The organism is Psychrobacter proteolyticus, assembly GCF_003350005.1.
Lineage (GTDB): Bacteria > Pseudomonadota > Gammaproteobacteria > Pseudomonadales > Moraxellaceae > Psychrobacter > Psychrobacter proteolyticus.
Window position 1 is genome coordinate 816,690 of sequence record NZ_QLKS01000001.1, and the last position, 17,437, is coordinate 834,126.

Annotated in this window: 16 protein-coding genes and 2 tRNA genes; 4 read left to right on the forward strand and 14 right to left on the reverse strand. The window is 43.6% G+C overall.

The features are described 5' to 3' along the window. Position 1: 1 nt before the first annotated feature. Entirely contained in the window at positions 2 to 682 is a 681-nt protein-coding gene (locus DXK30_RS03330) for a c-type cytochrome (protein WP_114700683.1), read from the forward strand. A gap of 57 nt (positions 683 to 739) precedes the next feature. Here DXK30_RS03330 and DXK30_RS03335 read toward each other — a convergent pair whose 3' ends face one another. The 13 genes from DXK30_RS03335 to DXK30_RS03395 all read right to left on the reverse strand — a co-directional run bounded on the left by DXK30_RS03335 (position 740) and on the right by DXK30_RS03395 (position 15,077). Beyond that, a complete protein-coding gene (locus DXK30_RS03335) occupies positions 740 to 1,153 on the reverse strand; it encodes a PaaI family thioesterase (protein WP_114700446.1) in 414 nt (137 codons plus the stop codon). A gap of 50 nt (positions 1,154 to 1,203) precedes the next feature. After that, complete coding sequence (locus DXK30_RS03340) at positions 1,204 to 1,746, reverse strand: DUF3124 domain-containing protein (RefSeq protein ID WP_114700447.1); 543 nt, start codon at positions 1,744 to 1,746, stop codon at positions 1,204 to 1,206. Between the two features lie 43 nt (positions 1,747 to 1,789). Further along, positions 1,790 to 2,491 (reverse strand): potassium channel family protein, encoded by a 702-nt coding sequence (locus DXK30_RS03345; protein ID WP_114700448.1) that lies wholly within the window; start codon positions 2,489 to 2,491, stop codon positions 1,790 to 1,792. Positions 2,492 to 2,569: 78 nt separating this feature from the next. Then, entirely contained in the window at positions 2,570 to 4,330 is a 1,761-nt protein-coding gene (locus tag DXK30_RS03350; protein ID WP_114700449.1) for a TrkH family potassium uptake protein, read from the reverse strand. A gap of 253 nt (positions 4,331 to 4,583) precedes the next feature. Next, positions 4,584 to 5,513, reverse strand: a complete 930-nt coding sequence (locus DXK30_RS03355) for a DMT family transporter (protein ID WP_114700450.1) — start codon at positions 5,511 to 5,513, stop codon at positions 4,584 to 4,586. A gap of 57 nt (positions 5,514 to 5,570) precedes the next feature. After that, complete coding sequence (locus DXK30_RS03360; protein ID WP_114700451.1) at positions 5,571 to 6,725, reverse strand: flavin monoamine oxidase family protein; 1,155 nt, start codon at positions 6,723 to 6,725, stop codon at positions 5,571 to 5,573. 131 nt (positions 6,726 to 6,856) lie between these two features. Next, the gene (locus DXK30_RS03365) at positions 6,857 to 7,279 is read right to left on the reverse strand and encodes a hypothetical protein (protein ID WP_057761099.1); all 423 of its coding nucleotides are present in this window, start codon (positions 7,277 to 7,279) and stop codon (positions 6,857 to 6,859) included. 360 nt (positions 7,280 to 7,639) lie between these two features. After that, positions 7,640 to 8,128, reverse strand: a complete 489-nt coding sequence (locus tag DXK30_RS03370) for a M48 metallopeptidase family protein (protein ID WP_114700452.1) — start codon at positions 8,126 to 8,128, stop codon at positions 7,640 to 7,642. A 223-nt stretch (positions 8,129 to 8,351) separates the two neighbouring features. Then, positions 8,352 to 10,397, reverse strand: a complete 2,046-nt coding sequence (betT, locus tag DXK30_RS03375; RefSeq protein ID WP_114700453.1) for a choline BCCT transporter BetT — start codon at positions 10,395 to 10,397, stop codon at positions 8,352 to 8,354. A 292-nt stretch (positions 10,398 to 10,689) separates the two neighbouring features. Beyond that, positions 10,690 to 12,390 carry a choline dehydrogenase gene (gene betA / locus DXK30_RS03380; protein ID WP_114700454.1) on the reverse strand — a complete coding sequence of 567 codons (1,701 nt, stop codon included), beginning with the start codon at positions 12,388 to 12,390 and terminating at the stop codon, positions 10,690 to 10,692. A gap of 117 nt (positions 12,391 to 12,507) precedes the next feature. Beyond that, a complete protein-coding gene (gene betB / locus DXK30_RS03385) occupies positions 12,508 to 14,010 on the reverse strand; it encodes a betaine-aldehyde dehydrogenase (protein WP_114700455.1) in 1,503 nt (500 codons plus the stop codon). Between the two features lie 151 nt (positions 14,011 to 14,161). Beyond that, positions 14,162 to 14,731 carry a TetR/AcrR family transcriptional regulator gene (locus DXK30_RS03390; protein ID WP_218870191.1) on the reverse strand — a complete coding sequence of 190 codons (570 nt, stop codon included), beginning with the start codon at positions 14,729 to 14,731 and terminating at the stop codon, positions 14,162 to 14,164. A 1-nt stretch (position 14,732) separates the two neighbouring features. Beyond that, positions 14,733 to 15,077: a DMT family transporter gene (locus tag DXK30_RS03395; RefSeq protein ID WP_057761111.1), complete on the reverse strand. Its 345-nt coding sequence runs from the start codon at positions 15,075 to 15,077 to the stop codon at positions 14,733 to 14,735. Between the two features lie 505 nt (positions 15,078 to 15,582). Here DXK30_RS03395 and DXK30_RS03400 point away from each other — a divergent pair. The 3 genes from DXK30_RS03400 to DXK30_RS03410 all read left to right on the forward strand — a co-directional run bounded on the left by DXK30_RS03400 (position 15,583) and on the right by DXK30_RS03410 (position 17,234). Then, a tRNA-Asn gene (locus tag DXK30_RS03400) sits at positions 15,583 to 15,658 on the forward strand. Between the two features lie 190 nt (positions 15,659 to 15,848). After that, the gene (locus DXK30_RS03405; RefSeq protein ID WP_057761113.1) at positions 15,849 to 16,178 is read left to right on the forward strand and encodes a hypothetical protein; all 330 of its coding nucleotides are present in this window, start codon (positions 15,849 to 15,851) and stop codon (positions 16,176 to 16,178) included. Positions 16,179 to 16,502: 324 nt separating this feature from the next. After that, on the forward strand, positions 16,503 to 17,234 hold the full coding sequence (locus tag DXK30_RS03410; RefSeq protein ID WP_114700457.1) for a hypothetical protein: 732 nt from the start codon (positions 16,503 to 16,505) through the stop codon (positions 17,232 to 17,234). 104 nt (positions 17,235 to 17,338) lie between these two features. Here the strand turns inward: DXK30_RS03410 and DXK30_RS03415 are convergent. Next, positions 17,339 to 17,429: transfer RNA gene (locus DXK30_RS03415), tRNA-Ser, on the reverse strand. Positions 17,430 to 17,437 lie beyond the last annotated feature (8 nt).

Here is a 17,437-nt window from a genome sequence, read left to right on the forward strand (position 1 = left end):
GATGACAGCAAACCCAATAAAATCATCTAGCTCTCTCAGCTCGGGCAAGGCAATAATAACGGTCATAATTGGCGGGTCGATAGTGTTAACAACGTTGTCAGGTTGTAGTCAGAATAGAACCAAAAACACAGCTACTATCGCCAACCCGCAGACAGCACCCATGGTGTTTGACAACAATTTTGAAAATCAGGCCAGTCGCAATCAAGGTGCATGGGGCGGCGTGTATATGTCCAAAAACGAGTTGGCTGAACCCACCAGCAATATTGTCGATGTACGCTCAATACCAAAAATGAGCGATGATGCTAGCCTGCAGAAATGGCTCACTAAATTTGAAGGCAGCATCCAAGGCAAAACAGGGTTCTTTACCACCAATGGTAAAAAACTCTATGATGACTCTTGTGCTGGTTGTCATATGCGAAAAGGTGAAGGCGCGCAAGGAGCAGGCTACTATCCACCACTGGCAAATAATAGCAAGATGGAATCGAAGTACTATATTATCAGTGTGTTAATCAATGGTCTGCGCGGTATGCCATCGTTCCACCGCATGATGAGCGATGAGCAAATAGCAGCCGTCACACAATACGTACATAGTGATCTAAACAATTTCACAGATAAGGTTACGACTGCTAATGTCTCACAGCTACGCCATGACTTTCCACCCGGTTCAGACCCGAGTGAATAGATGAGACACACGATGAACTAGCCACCTTATAAAATATTGAAGCTCTTACGACTAGCTTTAAATGCGTTCAGGCGGCACCGAATATGTACCAACCACATGAGCCACGATATCATCAGAGCCTTCTGAGTAAAGAGACACCTCACCTACTATCAGTGTGCGCCCTACCTTCATTAAAGTACATTCGGCGATAATACGTGCATCTGCTGATGGCTTACGCAAAAAGTTGATGGTCAGACTCGTCGTCACCGTTAATGGAACGATACCGATTTTTCCGAGTATCGCCACATAGATGGCGACATCAGCAACGGCCATCATGACAGGGCCAGAGACTGTGCCACCGGGACGCAGCTCATTTATACCAACCTCGTGCGATAAGGTCGCGCCATTTTCACTGACTGCCTCAACGATACATTTGGTTTGGGGAAACTCCAATGCCATAAAGGCACTGATTTCTTCTTTGGTTGCAGACATAACGCTTCCTTGAATTGAACTGTCCTTGTTATTTCACTGAATACATTCTATCAATGTACTACTGGCGTACCTTCTGTACTAAAGGCAAATCCTTTATTACTGAAATTACCAATCATGACTGCTTCGATAACTGGTTTGACGGTCTCATCCACGCCTTCGACGTCGATAATAAAGTTAGCACCTGAGCCACCACTGTCATCTTCTTTTTCTATAATATAGTTCAACGTTGCCATTGGCGGTAGTTCTATCGGGCCATCAATATATGATTTTACGAAGTCACCATTGGTATTGTAGTAATCGATTTTATTGATATAAAGCGGTTTATCTAAGGTAGTATTACGTACGCTAAGCGTTGCAGATAACAATACTTTTTGGTTCTCACTGTCTGAGTAAATGTCAGAGTAAATAGGCACATAAAAAGTTTGCTGATAACTCATTTTGCTATGATCTGGTTTATCAGTCACTGCAAGCTCAGCAATCGGATCTTGGTGTTTTTCCGAAAACATGACATTTGGATCTTTTGCAGACGGATCACAGCTTGATAGGAATACCATAACAGCGACCAATAGAATAGATATACTGCTTTTATTCATAAACTTCTCCTGTATCCTTTCATGTCACTGCGATTGCAAGCCGTTATTTAATTTTTACACCCACACTACGTAAGAACTGATTTATGTGTTTGTTCGCGCCATAAATGACCAATACATCGTGGTCTTGCAGTACTTGCTCAGGCGTTGCCAAGCCTTGAATACTAGGCTTGCTCTGCGTACGACCGAAACTGTCTTCATAATACTCATAGCGTAAGGTACTAAGCAATCGGATATTGAACTTTTGCTCCACCCGTAACTCATCAATGGTCTTGCCAACCAACACATTTGGAATCTTGATTTCCACCATACTAAAATTATCGCTTAGTTCGAACGAATCCACAAAGTGGCTTAGTGATAATCGTTTGGCCCAACGATTGGCCGCTTCTTTTTCAGGATAAATAATGTCATCGACACCGATGGCTTGCAGGACTTTTTTGTGCAGCGGGTTGATACTGCGGCTGATCAAACGTTTTGCTTTTAGGGTCTTAAATAGCGCCGTTGCCATCACATTAGCGCCTTGATCTTCCCCAATAGCCACAATGACGGTATCGGTATCAACGATTGGTAATCCGCTTACGGTATACTCATCCGTGGCATCCATGCAGAGTGTATGAGAAATAACTTCCTTATAGGCTTCTACCCTTTGCATACTACTGTCAATGGCGATCACTTCGTGACCTTGGCGCGTTAATGCTGCTCCCAACGACGCACCAAAATTCCCCAACCCTACGATGATGTATTTCATAACCTAAATGACCTTTTTTAATATTTTTTGATATCTCTTTGCTTGTTTTTGCGCGTGCAACCGTATGTTTACGACAATTTAATTGATCGTTATTTCCTCAGTTGGATAGCGGTAATTGCGTTGGCGCATATTTTTGAGTAGCGCAATGAATATCGTCAGCATACTGACACGCCCAACAAACATGATGACCGAAACCACCACTTTGCTAAAGTCCGATAAATCTGCTGTCAAATTCAAACTCAGCCCCACAGTACTATAGGCAGAAGCACACTCAAACACCACTTTAATCAAATCAAGCTCTGGCTGGTCATAACTGATGAGTGTCACGCCTATACCAATGACCAATAAAGACAACCACATAATAGAAAACGCACGGCGCACGGAGATCTCCGCAATCTGGCGTTTGAATACTTCTATCTTGGTCTGCCCGCGTGCCAAACTCAATGTATTTAATAGGGCAATCGCAAAGGTACTAGTCTTGATACCACCACCTGTCGAGTTTGGAGACGCCCCAATCCACATCAGAAATATCGTTAACATGACTGTTGGAAAGGTCAACTCACCCATATCAATCACATTGAATCCAGCAGTTCTCGGCGTAGCAGCCGTAAAAAATCCTGTGATAAGTTTACCTAAAAGACTGGTATGGTCAGCGAGCACATTATTGTATTCAAATATCATTACCCCGATCAGACCAGTCAACAATAACGCACCGGTCGTAATCAACGTAATGCGGCTATTAATATTCAGCAACCAAGGCTGATAAATATAGTGCCGGTCATTGCGATATATCAGTCGTTCAGCACGATGGCGCAGATAGCGCAGTACATTGACTACGATAGTGAAGCCCATACCACCAAAAATAAATGTCATCGCAATGATAAGCTGTAGAGGATAATTAAAGCGTAGCGAATCATCGTACAAGCCAGCACTAAAGGTAGAAAACCCAGCATTACAAAAGGCTGAAATCGCATGAAAGACCGAAAAGAATAATTGCTCAGACCAGTCCATATCAGGCACATCATATATACTGATATAAATCAGCGCAGCCGCCACTGCCTCAACGGCAAAAGTAACGTATAAGATAGACTTGAGTGTCGATACCACATCACCCATACCTCGCATATAAGACATCTCGCTGATACTTGCTTGCGTCTCGTAGCTGACACCACCCTTAAAAAAGTAACTAAAATACGTGACAAAGGTCAAAATACCTAAGCCACCGATTTGTATCAAACCCATAATAATGACTTGGCCAAAAGTCGTAAAATAGGTAGCTGTATCCACTACGATAAGCCCTGTCACACAAACCGCACTGGTCGCGGTAAAGAGTGCATCAATAAAAGATAATGGCTGCGTTGTCGCATTAGGCATCATCAACAGCAAGGCACCAACAAGCACCACGGCCAAAAAGCTCAAAATAAAGAATTGTGCCGGATGTAGAAAGGTGCGATTGAGATTGAAATTGTGATCAGAGAGTTCGCGGATGAAGGTGACAAACACGGCGATTTTTATCGCGACAAAGCCATCAACAGCGGCGGCCAATCCAGAACGAACTAAGTCCGTAAAGTGCGCTGTCAATAGAATGACAATCGCTATACTGGTAAAAGTGTCAAAAACTGCAACTTTATTGAGCGTTAGCAGCTTTTTTGTGTAGACATAACGGCCAACCGTTACCACAAAACTCAGAAAAATAATGACCAAATAAAAAATGTGGAAAATTTGTTGTATCCACGTCGGTAGCGTAAAGCCACTATCTAACAAGGCAATCGCTACCCCGATGATGCTAAAGAGAATCGTAAAGTTGTTTAATAAGCGATAACGCGTGGCTGCATTCATAGCCTGAGTCCATGACGACAATAACCACGATACTTATACTCCTTTTTTGTCGTATTCACAAAAATTGATTTAAGTTAATCGTAACCAATTATTGAGTTATAGCGATTACTGATAACCCACATGATAATAATCTGGATACTGGCCATCTAGGTGCTAATCACCTAGCTACAGACAATCAGAGCGAGAAAAAGGTACTCGCAGGGACATAATGACTTTAATGGTTCTATCGCCTAATACACAATTATTAAATCTCTTATTTTACTTTTGCTATTTTTACGCCGCCCCATGTCACCAGTGCCACGCCAATGGCTATCAACGTAGCACCTAAAAATAAACCTTCTGGTGGACTCTCCCCTTGCAAAAAAATAGCGATGGGAATGCCCACGATAGCCCCTACTGCACCCAACAAACTCAGCAACACGGGTCCACCTGTTTTTTGCAATAGGAATAATAGTAAAAACTGTCCAGCAAATACGCATGCTTGTGTAGCCATCATGCTTAGCGGCAACCAATTCTCTAAAGGTACTGCAATAGAGAAGTCTGACATCATACTGAATAAACCTAGCAGCAGCGCTGCCGCAATCAACATACCTGGAGCGAGTGCGCCAGAAGACGCATCATCAGGCCAGCGTAACGTCCGATATATATTGCCAATAGCGAGTAGCACTGGACCAAAAAGCGCGACTAAAATCCAAAACACACTAGAATCGGGCGCAGAGAATTTATGCACAGCTAATGCTCCTGCTCCAATGAGTGCCGCGATGACCCCAAGCGCACGGACAATATAAAATTGCTCTATACGTAGTATCAGCGCGCCAAGATAAGTTAGAAGTGGCGGCAATGAGAGGATTAAGGCGACAAAACCTGCGCCCACATGAGGAATAGCAGAAAATAATAATAAGTTGGCGGCCGCGACACTGACAAGCGCCGCGACAAAGTAATACTCTAAGCTGCGCGCATTAAGAGGAGGAAGTTCTTTTCTGATGAGCGCTATCATAAATAAAATAACAGCAGCGCCAGTAATCGACCAAAACAAAAACCCTAATGGGGTCAGACCGACATCGATAGCGTATTTTGCCACATTGGTCGAGATACCAGTGAGTGTACCGCCTGCCAGTAGACAAACAAAAGGTATCAGCCAAGTGGTCTTGTAAATACTGGTTTGTTTGAGCGAGTCATTCATCGACTATCCTATTGGATGACGAATTTTCTTAGTCATGTTAGATGGCTTTTATAATAGCTACTGGCGCAAAATGGCAGCAGGTAAGCTTTTTACAGCGACGGTTGCTGCATCAACTGCCCCAGCGACATAGCCAGGGGATTGCACTGACCACTCACTACCACAACCTGTTATACAGTCTTGCCACATGCCCGTTTTTGGTTTGGATGGCGGTGCTACTGCATGTTGACCGTTACCGCTGGCATCAACAGGCATCGCTGTTAATAGATCCTGTGCCCAGTCTTTGAGGTATTCAGCTGTTGGAGTACTTGCCTGCGCACCAAATAATCGCACTAACTGCGCACGGCAATGTTCTTTTAGCACCGTATCAGAAACGCTCTGTCGTACTTGAACAGGAACGCCAAAAAAACCAAACAACGCGCCATCGCCCTCTAACGTAGAAGCATCATGTATCTCAGTGAGCGGCCCTATCGCACTGCGTGCGGCACCCGAGAGACCAGCATCTCGCCAAAATGATGACTCATAAACAGCGACGTATTTGGCATGGGGTGCCATCCAAGTAGCTGTTTCGCGCCATTGTCCACTTAATTCTTGCGGTAGTGCTGGCTGAAATGCTATCCGGCCTTCTACCAATCGAGGCGGTAACGCAAGTAGCACATGCTGCGCGCGGAACGTGGTCACATGTCCGGTCACGTGCCCAAAGCTATCTTCACTCTGTACTTCGATATGTTGAGGCGTCTTATTTAATTGCCTTACGACTTGATTAGTCATGACATAACTAGCCTCTAAGCGAGCATATAGCGCCTCAATCAAAGCGGCCATACCACCAACTAGACGCATAGAAGGTGGTGCGCTTTTGTAACCTTGCATACGCACAGGTGGCTGGTTGGCAGCGCGCTCAACCATCATATCGCCTTCTTCGAACTGCGCAAAACGTGATAAATTTAACGATTCAATAAGCGTGCTTAACTGCGTTTGATAATCAGGCCAAAACCAAGATGGTCCTAAATCAAATGCCGCGCTTGATTCTGCTTGGTCAATATCAGTATTGTTGTTAGCAGCATGTGCATCTGAATATTTAGTAACTGCAATACGACCACCCAAGGTATCACGCGCCTCTAGCAGTCTATACGCTATACCCTTTTGCTCTAATAAAAAGGCGGCATATAATCCACTCAGCCCACCACCAACGATTACCACAGGTATGTCTTGCATATCTGATTGCCCTATTTATAGTCGGTTCAATATCATTTGAATATAAGGAAGCCGAATGAAAGTACTACAAGTAGTAGGCTAAGCGAGACTGGAACCGTACCCAATTTATAGAGGATTGACTATAAACCAAACTACTCTGCCAATAGCTTCGTAAGCATCTCATCAATCTCAACCTTAAACTCTTTGTCTTCTATTTTATTGGCTGTGACTTTGGCATTTTGTAGGCTTTGGATAGCAGCTTCTTTTTCGCCTGTCTCAAGCTGTAACACCGCCATAGAAAAAGCAATCGATGACATATGATCTTTTGAGTTAATGGCAGTAGCCTTGGCCAGTGCTTTGTCATAAATCACCAGTGCTGCGTCCAAGTCTTCTGTGAAGTCAGCGAGCGTTTCCCATTGTTCTGGGTGGTCTTTGTCAGTGCCTTCATTATCGGTACAAATGGCGTTTAGTTCAGCATACAGCGAATCAAATTTTTCTTGATTGCCTCTGCGATCCGCTTCTAATAACTCTTCAGCTAAGGTGTAAATGGCTTTATATATTTTAGTATTGATCATTGTTTACAACCTTTTATAGACTATATCGTATGTGGTTAGGATTATAACGTAATTCTAGCGGCTCAGATGATTACCTTAAAAGAAGACACGATATTTATGTGGCTGTTATTAACATTACTATGAACCTTGTTAAGGTTGCTATTCATACTATAGTCGATTCAATTTAAAAGTAGTACAAGGCAACCGAGTGTAGAGGTATATTTGATATTTCAAGCGAGACACTGTCATACTTTTATAGTGGAATGACTATAGTCAGTTCAATATAATCTTGATACAAGGAAACCGAGTGCAAGTTATATATTAGTATGCTTAGCGAGGATGACGATGTAGCGGATGTATATAGACTTGACTATATTAGGGCTACAACTCTCGCCAGTGTAACCACAGTCGCGTATCCAGCTCGAACTGATGATACTCAGGCTCCATATGGCAGCATAATTGATAAAAAGCTTTGTTATGCTCATGCTCTTTGAAATGGGCAAGTTCGTGCACCACTATCATGCGCAAAAACTCTGGCGGCGCGTCTTTAAATAGGCTAGCTACCGTGATGCTATTGTGCGATTTGAGCTTACTGCCCTGTACGCGCGATTGCGTCGTATGGATACCCAGTGCATGTTTTAGAACCTTGAGCTTACTGCTATAGCTGACATTTGATAGCTGACCAATCTTACGCATATATTGGGTTTTTATCTCATTTATATATTGATAGAGCGCTTTGTCGCTTTGGATTTGATGCTGAGTCGGGTACTTTTTTTCCAGATACTCGCCTAACCTATCCTCAGTTATAAGCTGAGCAGCTTGAGTTTGAATCTGCTCTGAGTAATGCGCTATGTACTTTAATTTGGTCACAAATGTATCCTTTGCTAATACGTTGCAGCGTATCAGTCGATCAATTTAATCTTAATGAATTTTACCTTATATTTGCGGTGCTTGTTTGCCACTTATTTGAGGTGTAATCTCAATTCAAACGATAGTTGTTTATAAATAGTTATCCATAAAAAGAAACCCCATAAGCTGCGTTCAACTTATGGGGACATTCTTACTGATAGTTTCACTTAAAAAGTGTACCGGATTAACGCTCTAAATGTAGATACTGCAAGTGACGTTCGTACTGATTTAAGATATCAACCAATACCTGCTCTTTTGAGTAGCCAACCAAGTCATACTCTTGCGAGCCTTCGCTTAAGAAAACTTCCGCACGGTAGTAGTACTCTGCGTGCTTGGTAGATGTGCTCAATGTAAAGTTAGGACGATGAGCTTTAATCAGATTGACTTCATAAATAAAGTCATCTTCATCGCCATGACCGACACGCAGTTTTAGACCATCTACCTGACCACTGTCTTGATCCATGCCTGCATCGATACCTTCACCGATACTAGCAAGGTTTTTGGTATCTAACGAGGTTTTGAGACCACCTGCTTTAAACTCTTTTTCGACCTCAGACATCGCTGGCATCACGACCGTATGCAAGAATTTTTCAACCTGGGCATGTCCTGGGAAACTCACAATACGTTGTAAGCGCGCTTTCCAGCTCTTACCACTGTCCAACACGTTTGCCGTGCCGATTGTACTGGCTTTACGCTTGTTGCCTTCTTCTTTTAGCGACTTCCACATAGACATCATGTAAAGCACAAGAATAATAGAGAATGGCAAACCTGCAATGACAGAGACAGACTGTAGTGAAGAAAAACCACCTGCAAACAATAATCCTAACGTAATAAGACCAGTGGCTGCTGCCCAAAACAGACGTAACCAAACAGGAGCATCGGTATCATTGGTCATACCTCTTGAACTCAAGTTCGCTAGTACTAACGCGCCTGAGTCAGCAGAAGTCACAAAGAAAATAAGACCAATAACCACACCAGCAAATGACAATACTTCACTGTAAGGGAAGTACTCAAACAGCGCAAACATGCCCATTGCCGCATCATTGACCGCGATTTCGCCAAGCTCTGTTGCGCCATTGGCAACCAAATCTATCGCTGAATTACCAAAGATAGAGAACCATGCAAAAATAAAACCAAGCGGAATAAACATCACGCCAAATACAAACTCGCGCAACGTACGGCCACGGCTAATGCGTGCAATAAATAGACCTACAAATGGTGCCCAAGCAACCCACCATGCCCAGAAAAATATCGTCCACCAAGATTTCCACTCGGCACCAGCAGCACCGTCATAAGCATAAACGTCAAAGGTTTTATAAATGATGGTTTGGAAATATTGACCGATATTTTGAGTAAAGGTATTTAATAGATACACCGTATTGCCCATTACCAATATGGCAAGCAACAACAGTATTGACGACAGCATGTTGAATTCAGATAGACGACGAACACCTTTTTCGACACCTGTCATCGCAGAAATAGCGGCGGCAGCGACAACACCTACAATGATGAGCGCCTGAACCGTTTTGCTAGATTCGATACCGAACACATGGGTCAAGCCAGCATTGGCCTGCAATACCCCAATACCCAAACTGGTCGCAATACCCATCAACGTACAGACGACGCCAAAGGTATCAATACCATCACCCAACCAGCCTTTGATTAAACGTTCACCAAATATCGGTGTCAGCGGCGAGCGTAGCGCGAGTGGCATATTTTTGCGATAAGCAAAGTAAGCCAACGCCATACCGATCAGCGCATAAATACCCCAACCATGCAGACCCCAGTGCAAGAAAGTCTGAGCAAGTGCTTCGCGCATGGCCTCAGCACTCGCAGGCTCTAGGCCTGTATGCGGGGTCAAATAATGCATCAAAGGCTCAGAGGCACCAAAGAACAATAGGTCAATACCGATACCCGCTGAGAACAGCATGGCCGCCCACGCTAAAAACGGAAATTGGGCTTTTTCGTGGTCTTGACCAAGCTTTATATCGCCGTACTTAGAAAAACCAACAAACAACGCAAAGATACTATAAGCGGCAACCACCAACATATAATACCAGCCAAACTTGTCTGATACCCAAGTCATGCTCGCGCTCAACAAGGCCTCACTATAATCTGGAAAAGCGATGGTCCAGATTATCAATAAAATAGAAATAATAGCTGAGCCCAAAAACACCGTTTTGTTTAGGGTCAGAGGTTTCGTCACATCTTGTGATGGCGAACTGTACATAAAAGACCTCAATAAGTAAATTAAACAGGGTCCGATATTGCTTTGTCCGGCATCGTCTAATAGTAGACTGATGATCTATAACCGTATAACGTGGAACCAACCGCATGACGGACAAAGCAGTACCAATAAATAAAAAGCTAATAAAATTATAAACAAATTCAACCTGAACGGTATTCATTATTCTAATACGTTAGCGCTGATAGAAAAGGCCTCTACTTGGAAAGGCCTTTTGGTTAAAATTTTCTCATATCGTTATTTATTCAGTAACCTGTATGCAGGTTTATTTCACAGCCTACACTGTCAAGAGATAATCACGCATTGGCTCAGAGCGCAGCGGTGCACCATTAGCCACATAATAATCTGCCGTTGAACGTGGCAACTGTACGCCTCTCATCTTGTCGACGATTTTTTCGGCGAGCATAATAGTCGTGGCATTGAGATTACCACTAATAATGTTTGGCATGATAGACGCATCGACGACTCGCAAGCCATCAATACCATGTACCAGACCTTCGCCATTTACTACCGAATCGTTATCTTCGCCCATCGCACAGGTACAAGATGGATGATAAGCCGTCTCACTATGATTGCGTACATATTCATCTAATTGAGCGTCGGTAACCAAATCATCGGTCGGTGCGATCGCACGACCACGATAAGGATCAAGCGCTGGCTGATGCATGATTTCACGGGTGATACGCATCGCAGCACGGAACTCTTGCCAGTCTTGATCATGCGACATATAGTTAAACAAGATACTTGGATGCGCTTTCGGATCACGTGATTTTAGTTTGACGCGGCCACGGCTTGGTGAGCGTAGTGAGCCGACGTGTGCTTGGAAGCTATGTGATTTCACAGCACTACGGCCATCGTAGCGTACGGCTAGTGGCAAGAAATGATACTGAATGTTTGGATGGGTAAACTTCTCATCGGTACGGATGAAACCGCCACCTTCGAATTGGTTAGACGCACCAAGCCCTGTGCCATTGAACAACCATTCTGCACCAATCGCAGGCTTATTCCACCATTTATTAGCAGGCGCGATTGACACTGGCAGTTTACATTCATACTGCATATACAGCTCTAGATGATCCTGTAAATTATTACCGACACCTGGCAGATCCAATATTTCAGTCACGCCAGCGTCTTTTAGCCACTGACCAGGACCAATACCTGAACGCTGCAGTAGTTGTGGTGAGGCAATCGCACCAGAAGATACAATCACTTCACGAGCGGCATTGAAATTTTTGGTCTGGCCTTCGTGTTCGACTTTGACACCAACAGCACGCTTGCCGTCAAATAAAATTACGTCAGTCAATGCACCCGTCAAAATCGTAATGTTGCTACGCGGTTTGGCACGGTCAAGATAGCCGCGAGCCGTTGATGCACGGCGACCGTTAGGCGTTACGAATCGATCCATCGGACCAAAACCTTCTTGCTGATAGCCGTTTAGATCTTCGGTACGTGGATAGCCTGCTTGTACGCCTGCTTCAATCATAGCTTGGAATAGCGGATTGACTCCTGGCTTTGAGGTGGTCATTTCAACAGGACCGCCCACGCCATGATAGTCATTCTCGCCAGCGTCACAGTTTTCCAGCTTTTTGAAATACGGTAAGCAATCCGAATACGTCCAGTCTGACAGGCCTTTTATCTTAGACCAATCATCAAAATCTAGCGCATTACCACGGATGTAGCACATACCGTTAATCAGCGATGAGCCACCTAAGCCTTTACCGCGGCCACAGTCCATGACACGATTGTTCATATACGGCTCAGGATCTGTCTTGTAACCCCAGTTATAAGTCGTCCCTTGTAGCGGCATGGCGAGCGCAGCTGGCATTTGGGTACGGAAGTCAAAACGATAGTCTGGACGACCTGCTTCTAATAGCAGTACTTTAATACTGGCATCTTCAGTCAGACGCGTGGCCAGCACATTTCCTGCTGAGCCTGCACCGACGATAATATAGTCATACTCAGGTGTGGTTGATGTCATAACATACTCCATAATATTGAAAAAACATAAATCGTTTAGGGTCAGTAAGGTGTTCTAAAAGGCTAAATTAAAGCTAATAAGAAACCTTACTGGCTTCGTTTTTCTCAATAAGATTGATTAAAAGACAGATTCAAACGCACCCAGCTCTACTTGGATAGATTTGGTCTGAGTATAGTGTTCGAGCGCTTCGATACCGTTTTCGCGGCCGATACCAGAATGCTTGTAGCCGCCTACTGGCATTTGTGCTGCCGACTCGCCCCACGTATTCAACCAGCAGATGCCAGCTTCGATCTGAGCGATGACTCGATGCGCGCGTTTTAGATCTGCAGTCACAACCCCAGCTGCCAAGCCGTAATCGGTATCATTGGCACGGCGAATAACTTCTTCTTCAGTCTCGTAAGTCAATATCGACATCACTGGGCCAAAGATTTCTTCGCGTACGATAGTCATATCATCAGTGCAATCAGTGAATACTGTCGGTGCGACAAATGCGCCGTTTGCAAGCTCGTTCGTTGTAACGCGCTCGCCACCTGTTAGCAGACGTGCGCCGCCTTTTTTACCTTGCTCGATATAGCCAAGCACTCTTTCCATATGCGGGAAGCTAACCAGTGGACCCATATTAATGTTCTCATCCATAGGGTCGCCCAGTCTAATACGCTCAACACGGGTTAAGATGGCTTGCTCGAACTTAGCTTGTAGCGCTTTGGGGACGAATACGCGCGTACCGTTGGTACATACCTGACCAGTACTGTAGAAGTTGGCCATCATAGCGATGTCAGCAGCGGTATCGATATCTGCGTCATCAAATATGATCAATGGCGATTTACCACCAAGCTCTAAAGTTACGTCTTTTAGAGATGAGCTTGCTGCGCTCGACATGACTTTTTTGCCAGTCGGTACGCCACCCGTGAACGATACTTTTGCGATATCTGGGTGATCGGTTAGCGCCTTACCCACTTCATAGTTACCTTGTACGACGTTAAACACACCATCTGGCAATCCAGCTTCTGTCAATATCTCTGCCAGTTTCAATGCCGTCAACGGTGTCACTTCTGATGGCTTAAAAATCATCGCATTACCAGCAGCCAGTGCAGGCGCCGCTTTCCACATTGCGATTTGAATAGGATAGTTCCACGCGCCAATACCTGCGACCACGCCTAGTGGCTCGCGGCGAGTGTATACAAAACTAGTATCACGTAATGGAATCTGACGACCTTCAATCATTGGTGCCAGACCTGCATAGTATTCCACGACATCAGCACCAGTGACGATATCGACGTACTTCGTCTCAGAGTAGGCTTTACCTGTGTCTTTGGTCTCAAGTAGTGCCAATACATCATTGCGATCGCGCAATATCTCAACAGCTTTTGATAAGATACGACCACGCTCGACCGCTGTCATCGCCGCCCAAACTTTTTGACCTTTATGTGCGGCTTTTACGGCTTCATCAATCTGATCATTGCTGGTTTGCTGAATCGTTGCCAATACTTCACCAGTGGCTGGATTGATATCTTCAAAAGTCGTCAGCGATTCATCCACCGCTAGATAGCGCCCGTTGATATAAGCTGTTTGTACTTGGTCTAAACCGATAATATCTGTCAAATTATTAAAATCAGTCATAAATTCTCCTTAGGACGATTGGCAAAAGTAACTATATAAAGCTACTTAGGCCGAATAATGTCGTCGTTAGTTAAGTTTCGAAATCTAGTCTTTAAATAGTGAAGTAAAAATTATTTTATAAATCAGCGTCATTTTATGAATCAGTGTCGTCTTATAAATCAAAGTCTTGTTGCGTCATTTTTATCAAGCGATCGCGCAATGATTGTTTGTCTGCGATATCGATACCTGAAAAGTCTGAGAGCCAAATACCGTCCGCGACAAGGCGAACCATACATAACGTCTCGGTATTATCCGTTGCCGCATGTTTTTTGAGTTGCTCATTCGCCCACTTAGCCCACAACTCACGCAGCTCACTATCGCCTAACATCAGTACATACAGGGTCGCTTGATTATCGTATTCTTCCTGCCCTTGCTCACCGAGACTGATGGTGGCGTCTATATAAGCACGGGTAAATGAACCGTACTTAACAGGGTCGTCAGCCATTGCTGCGTTTACTTCTGCTTCAAACTTAGCCATTGCATCATTGAAGACTTCTAGCACGAGTGCATTTTTGGTAGAAAAATGATGCATCACACCACCCTTTGTCACCCCAACCGCATCAGCGACTGCCTGAAACGTCACTTTAGATAAGCCCTGCTCCAATGTGATACGTGCTGCCTGATCTAACAACGCACGACGAATGACTTCTGGCTGTTTTTTACGCTTATAAGCATTTTCCATATCAATGCACCACAGAATTAGACAATAAGTTCATCACAACAACACCGCCGACGATCATCGCGATGCCAACCACTGCTGCTGTATCAAGATTTTGCTTGAATAGCACCACACCAGCGAGTGATGTCAGCACAATCCCAAGCCCGCCCCACAGTGCGTACGCAATGCCTAGCGGTATGGTCTTGAGCGTCTGAGCCAGTAGATAAAATGAAACCGCATAGAGCGCGCCCATCATCAAAGTTGGCACCAAACGAGTGAATTGTTCTGACTTTACCAAAAAAGTCGTACCCACCACTTCGCATATAATGGCAATAGTCAGATAACCGTAAGCAATCGTAGTAGGACTCATCTTTAGAACACCCGCTTTTGTTCAACGCATGCTATGAAAAAACATAGCAAAGAAACCACATGGTCGGTATTTTATAGAACTCTACTGCCAATGTGAAGGGCTGTCTTACAACTTTATTGTGTCAAACGGTATCGCATCACCTTTATATTCAAAAATACAAGGCATCAAATCCAATTTTACTTTGCCGAATTGCTATCTATTTCGATACTTTTATCGTTTGTCCTATGTGCCATATAAAATTTTCTGAAAATAATTTTTATTTCTAAAGCACATTTTATTTTTAAAGCACATTTATCGTCATTTTCTACTAAGCACTGCCTTGAAATAGCCTATCTGATAAGGGATTGACGTTAATTTTCAATAATTGCGATAATATTTATAATTAAACGCATAATAAGGTTGACAGCCTGTAGTGACTTGGCTAAAATGTGCCCCACATAACGCAAACAAGCTAATTAATTGCTTTAATATAAAGCGTCAATAACTTGCTGTTATGACCAGCTATTCTCCAATAGCTCAGTTGGTAGAGCAACGGACTGTTAATCCGTGTGTCCCTGGTTCGAGCCCAGGTTGGAGAGCCATATACTAAAAACCTTCATCATAATTTGATGGAGGTTTTTTTATTGCTGCGTCTTTTATATTTACTTCTAATAATATTAGCACGGCTGTGGTGTTCTTTTAGACATTTTTGTTGTATGGTAAGATTAGTTTTGATTGGGTTCGTTTTTGTTTGAGTGCTTCGCTCTTACTCACTAAAAGTAATGGTTTATTATGATACCTGTACGTATAAAAAATAAGTTTTCTGATCATCCGCAAAAGATCATGCGCCCGATTAGTATTCGTTTGTCTGAAGAAATGATTGGCCTATTAGAAACGACGTCATCAGACTTGGGCTTTAAGCGCATTCAAGGGCTTATTCGTCTTTATATTCGTCAGGGCTTGGATCGTGACCATCAGGATTATACGCTTGCCCATGATGAAGTATTCATCGAAACGCTACGTAAGCGCGGTGTTAGCCAGCATATTATTGATGAAGCGATTGTAGTGACGCATAATAATAACATCACTCATCCGCTATCTGAGTTGCAAGACAACGATTAAACAATTAATAGTATCGTTACTAATTAATAGTAACGCTGCTAGATAATATTAAAATAAAAAAGACCAAGTTTGCTAACGCGAGCTTGGTCTTTTTTTGTGGCTGTTATAAAAGTTAAAGCATTACTGATATTTCTCTAACTCTCCTCTTGTTACGCCCTGCTTCCATCTAGTTCTCAGTACATATTTTTTTAAATACTCTGCGATATTTGCGGTTTTAGTTAGCCATAACTAAACACAACAGAGGTTTAAACAAGGTATATTAAGCATATAGTCGCGACTATTTATAAGGTTTCAACATAATAAAGATCTGCAAGGAGGGGTACGATGACGGGCTTACATCAGCGTTTCAACAAAACTTTGTTTTCAACCATGACGGTAGCAATGCTAGTGATTGCGACTGGCTGCTCATCGCCGCAGACTGATCCAAGTAAGACAACCATACCGACAGATTCTCACCAATGGCAAAAAAAATTAGGACAAACTTTTGAGCAGTTGTCTGAAACCGACCAACAAGTACTTAGCCGATATATGCTGCGCATGAAATTGAGCGATGCCTATGAATCAGGAGCCATGCCGCGTACCACTATTAAGCAAGCGCTGATACAACAGCGTGAATACGAGCGGCTGCATCCGAATAACCCAACGGGCAAGAAAAGCCCAATTATCAAAGGTCAGGCGGCGAACGCTACCGCACAGATGTATCCTGTCGCCCTACTCCCTGTGAAAACCAGTGATAGCGATAGTTTAAATCAAGTCAAAATGCAGTTTATGCTATCCAATCATGGCAAAGGCGCGATAAAAAGTTTTAAAGGGACCCTGACTATGAAGGATGCCAACCTGACAAAGGGCAAAAACTTTAATGTGCCTTTGACAACGTTTGATCCACCTATCGCACCAGAGCAGTCTGGCAAAATCATTATTGAAAGCAGCATTGAGGATATCAATGTCATGCGTGCTATTAAAAATGCTAGTGGCATCACTATCGAGATTAATAAAGGCATGCTTATCTTAGTAGACGATCAGACAATCGAATTTGAAAACTCACTGGTTAAGTAGCTGTATAACCTACTGTTGAGGATTTTATAGAAGGTACTAATTAATACTTTTATTAATACCATAAAAAAAGCCCCAATCATTGCTGATTGGGGCTTTTTCGAATTTGGCGGAGACGGAGAGATTCGAACTCTCGAAGGGCTATTAACCCTTGTCGGTTTTCAAGACCGGTGCATTCAACCGCTCTGCCACGTCTCCATTGGTGC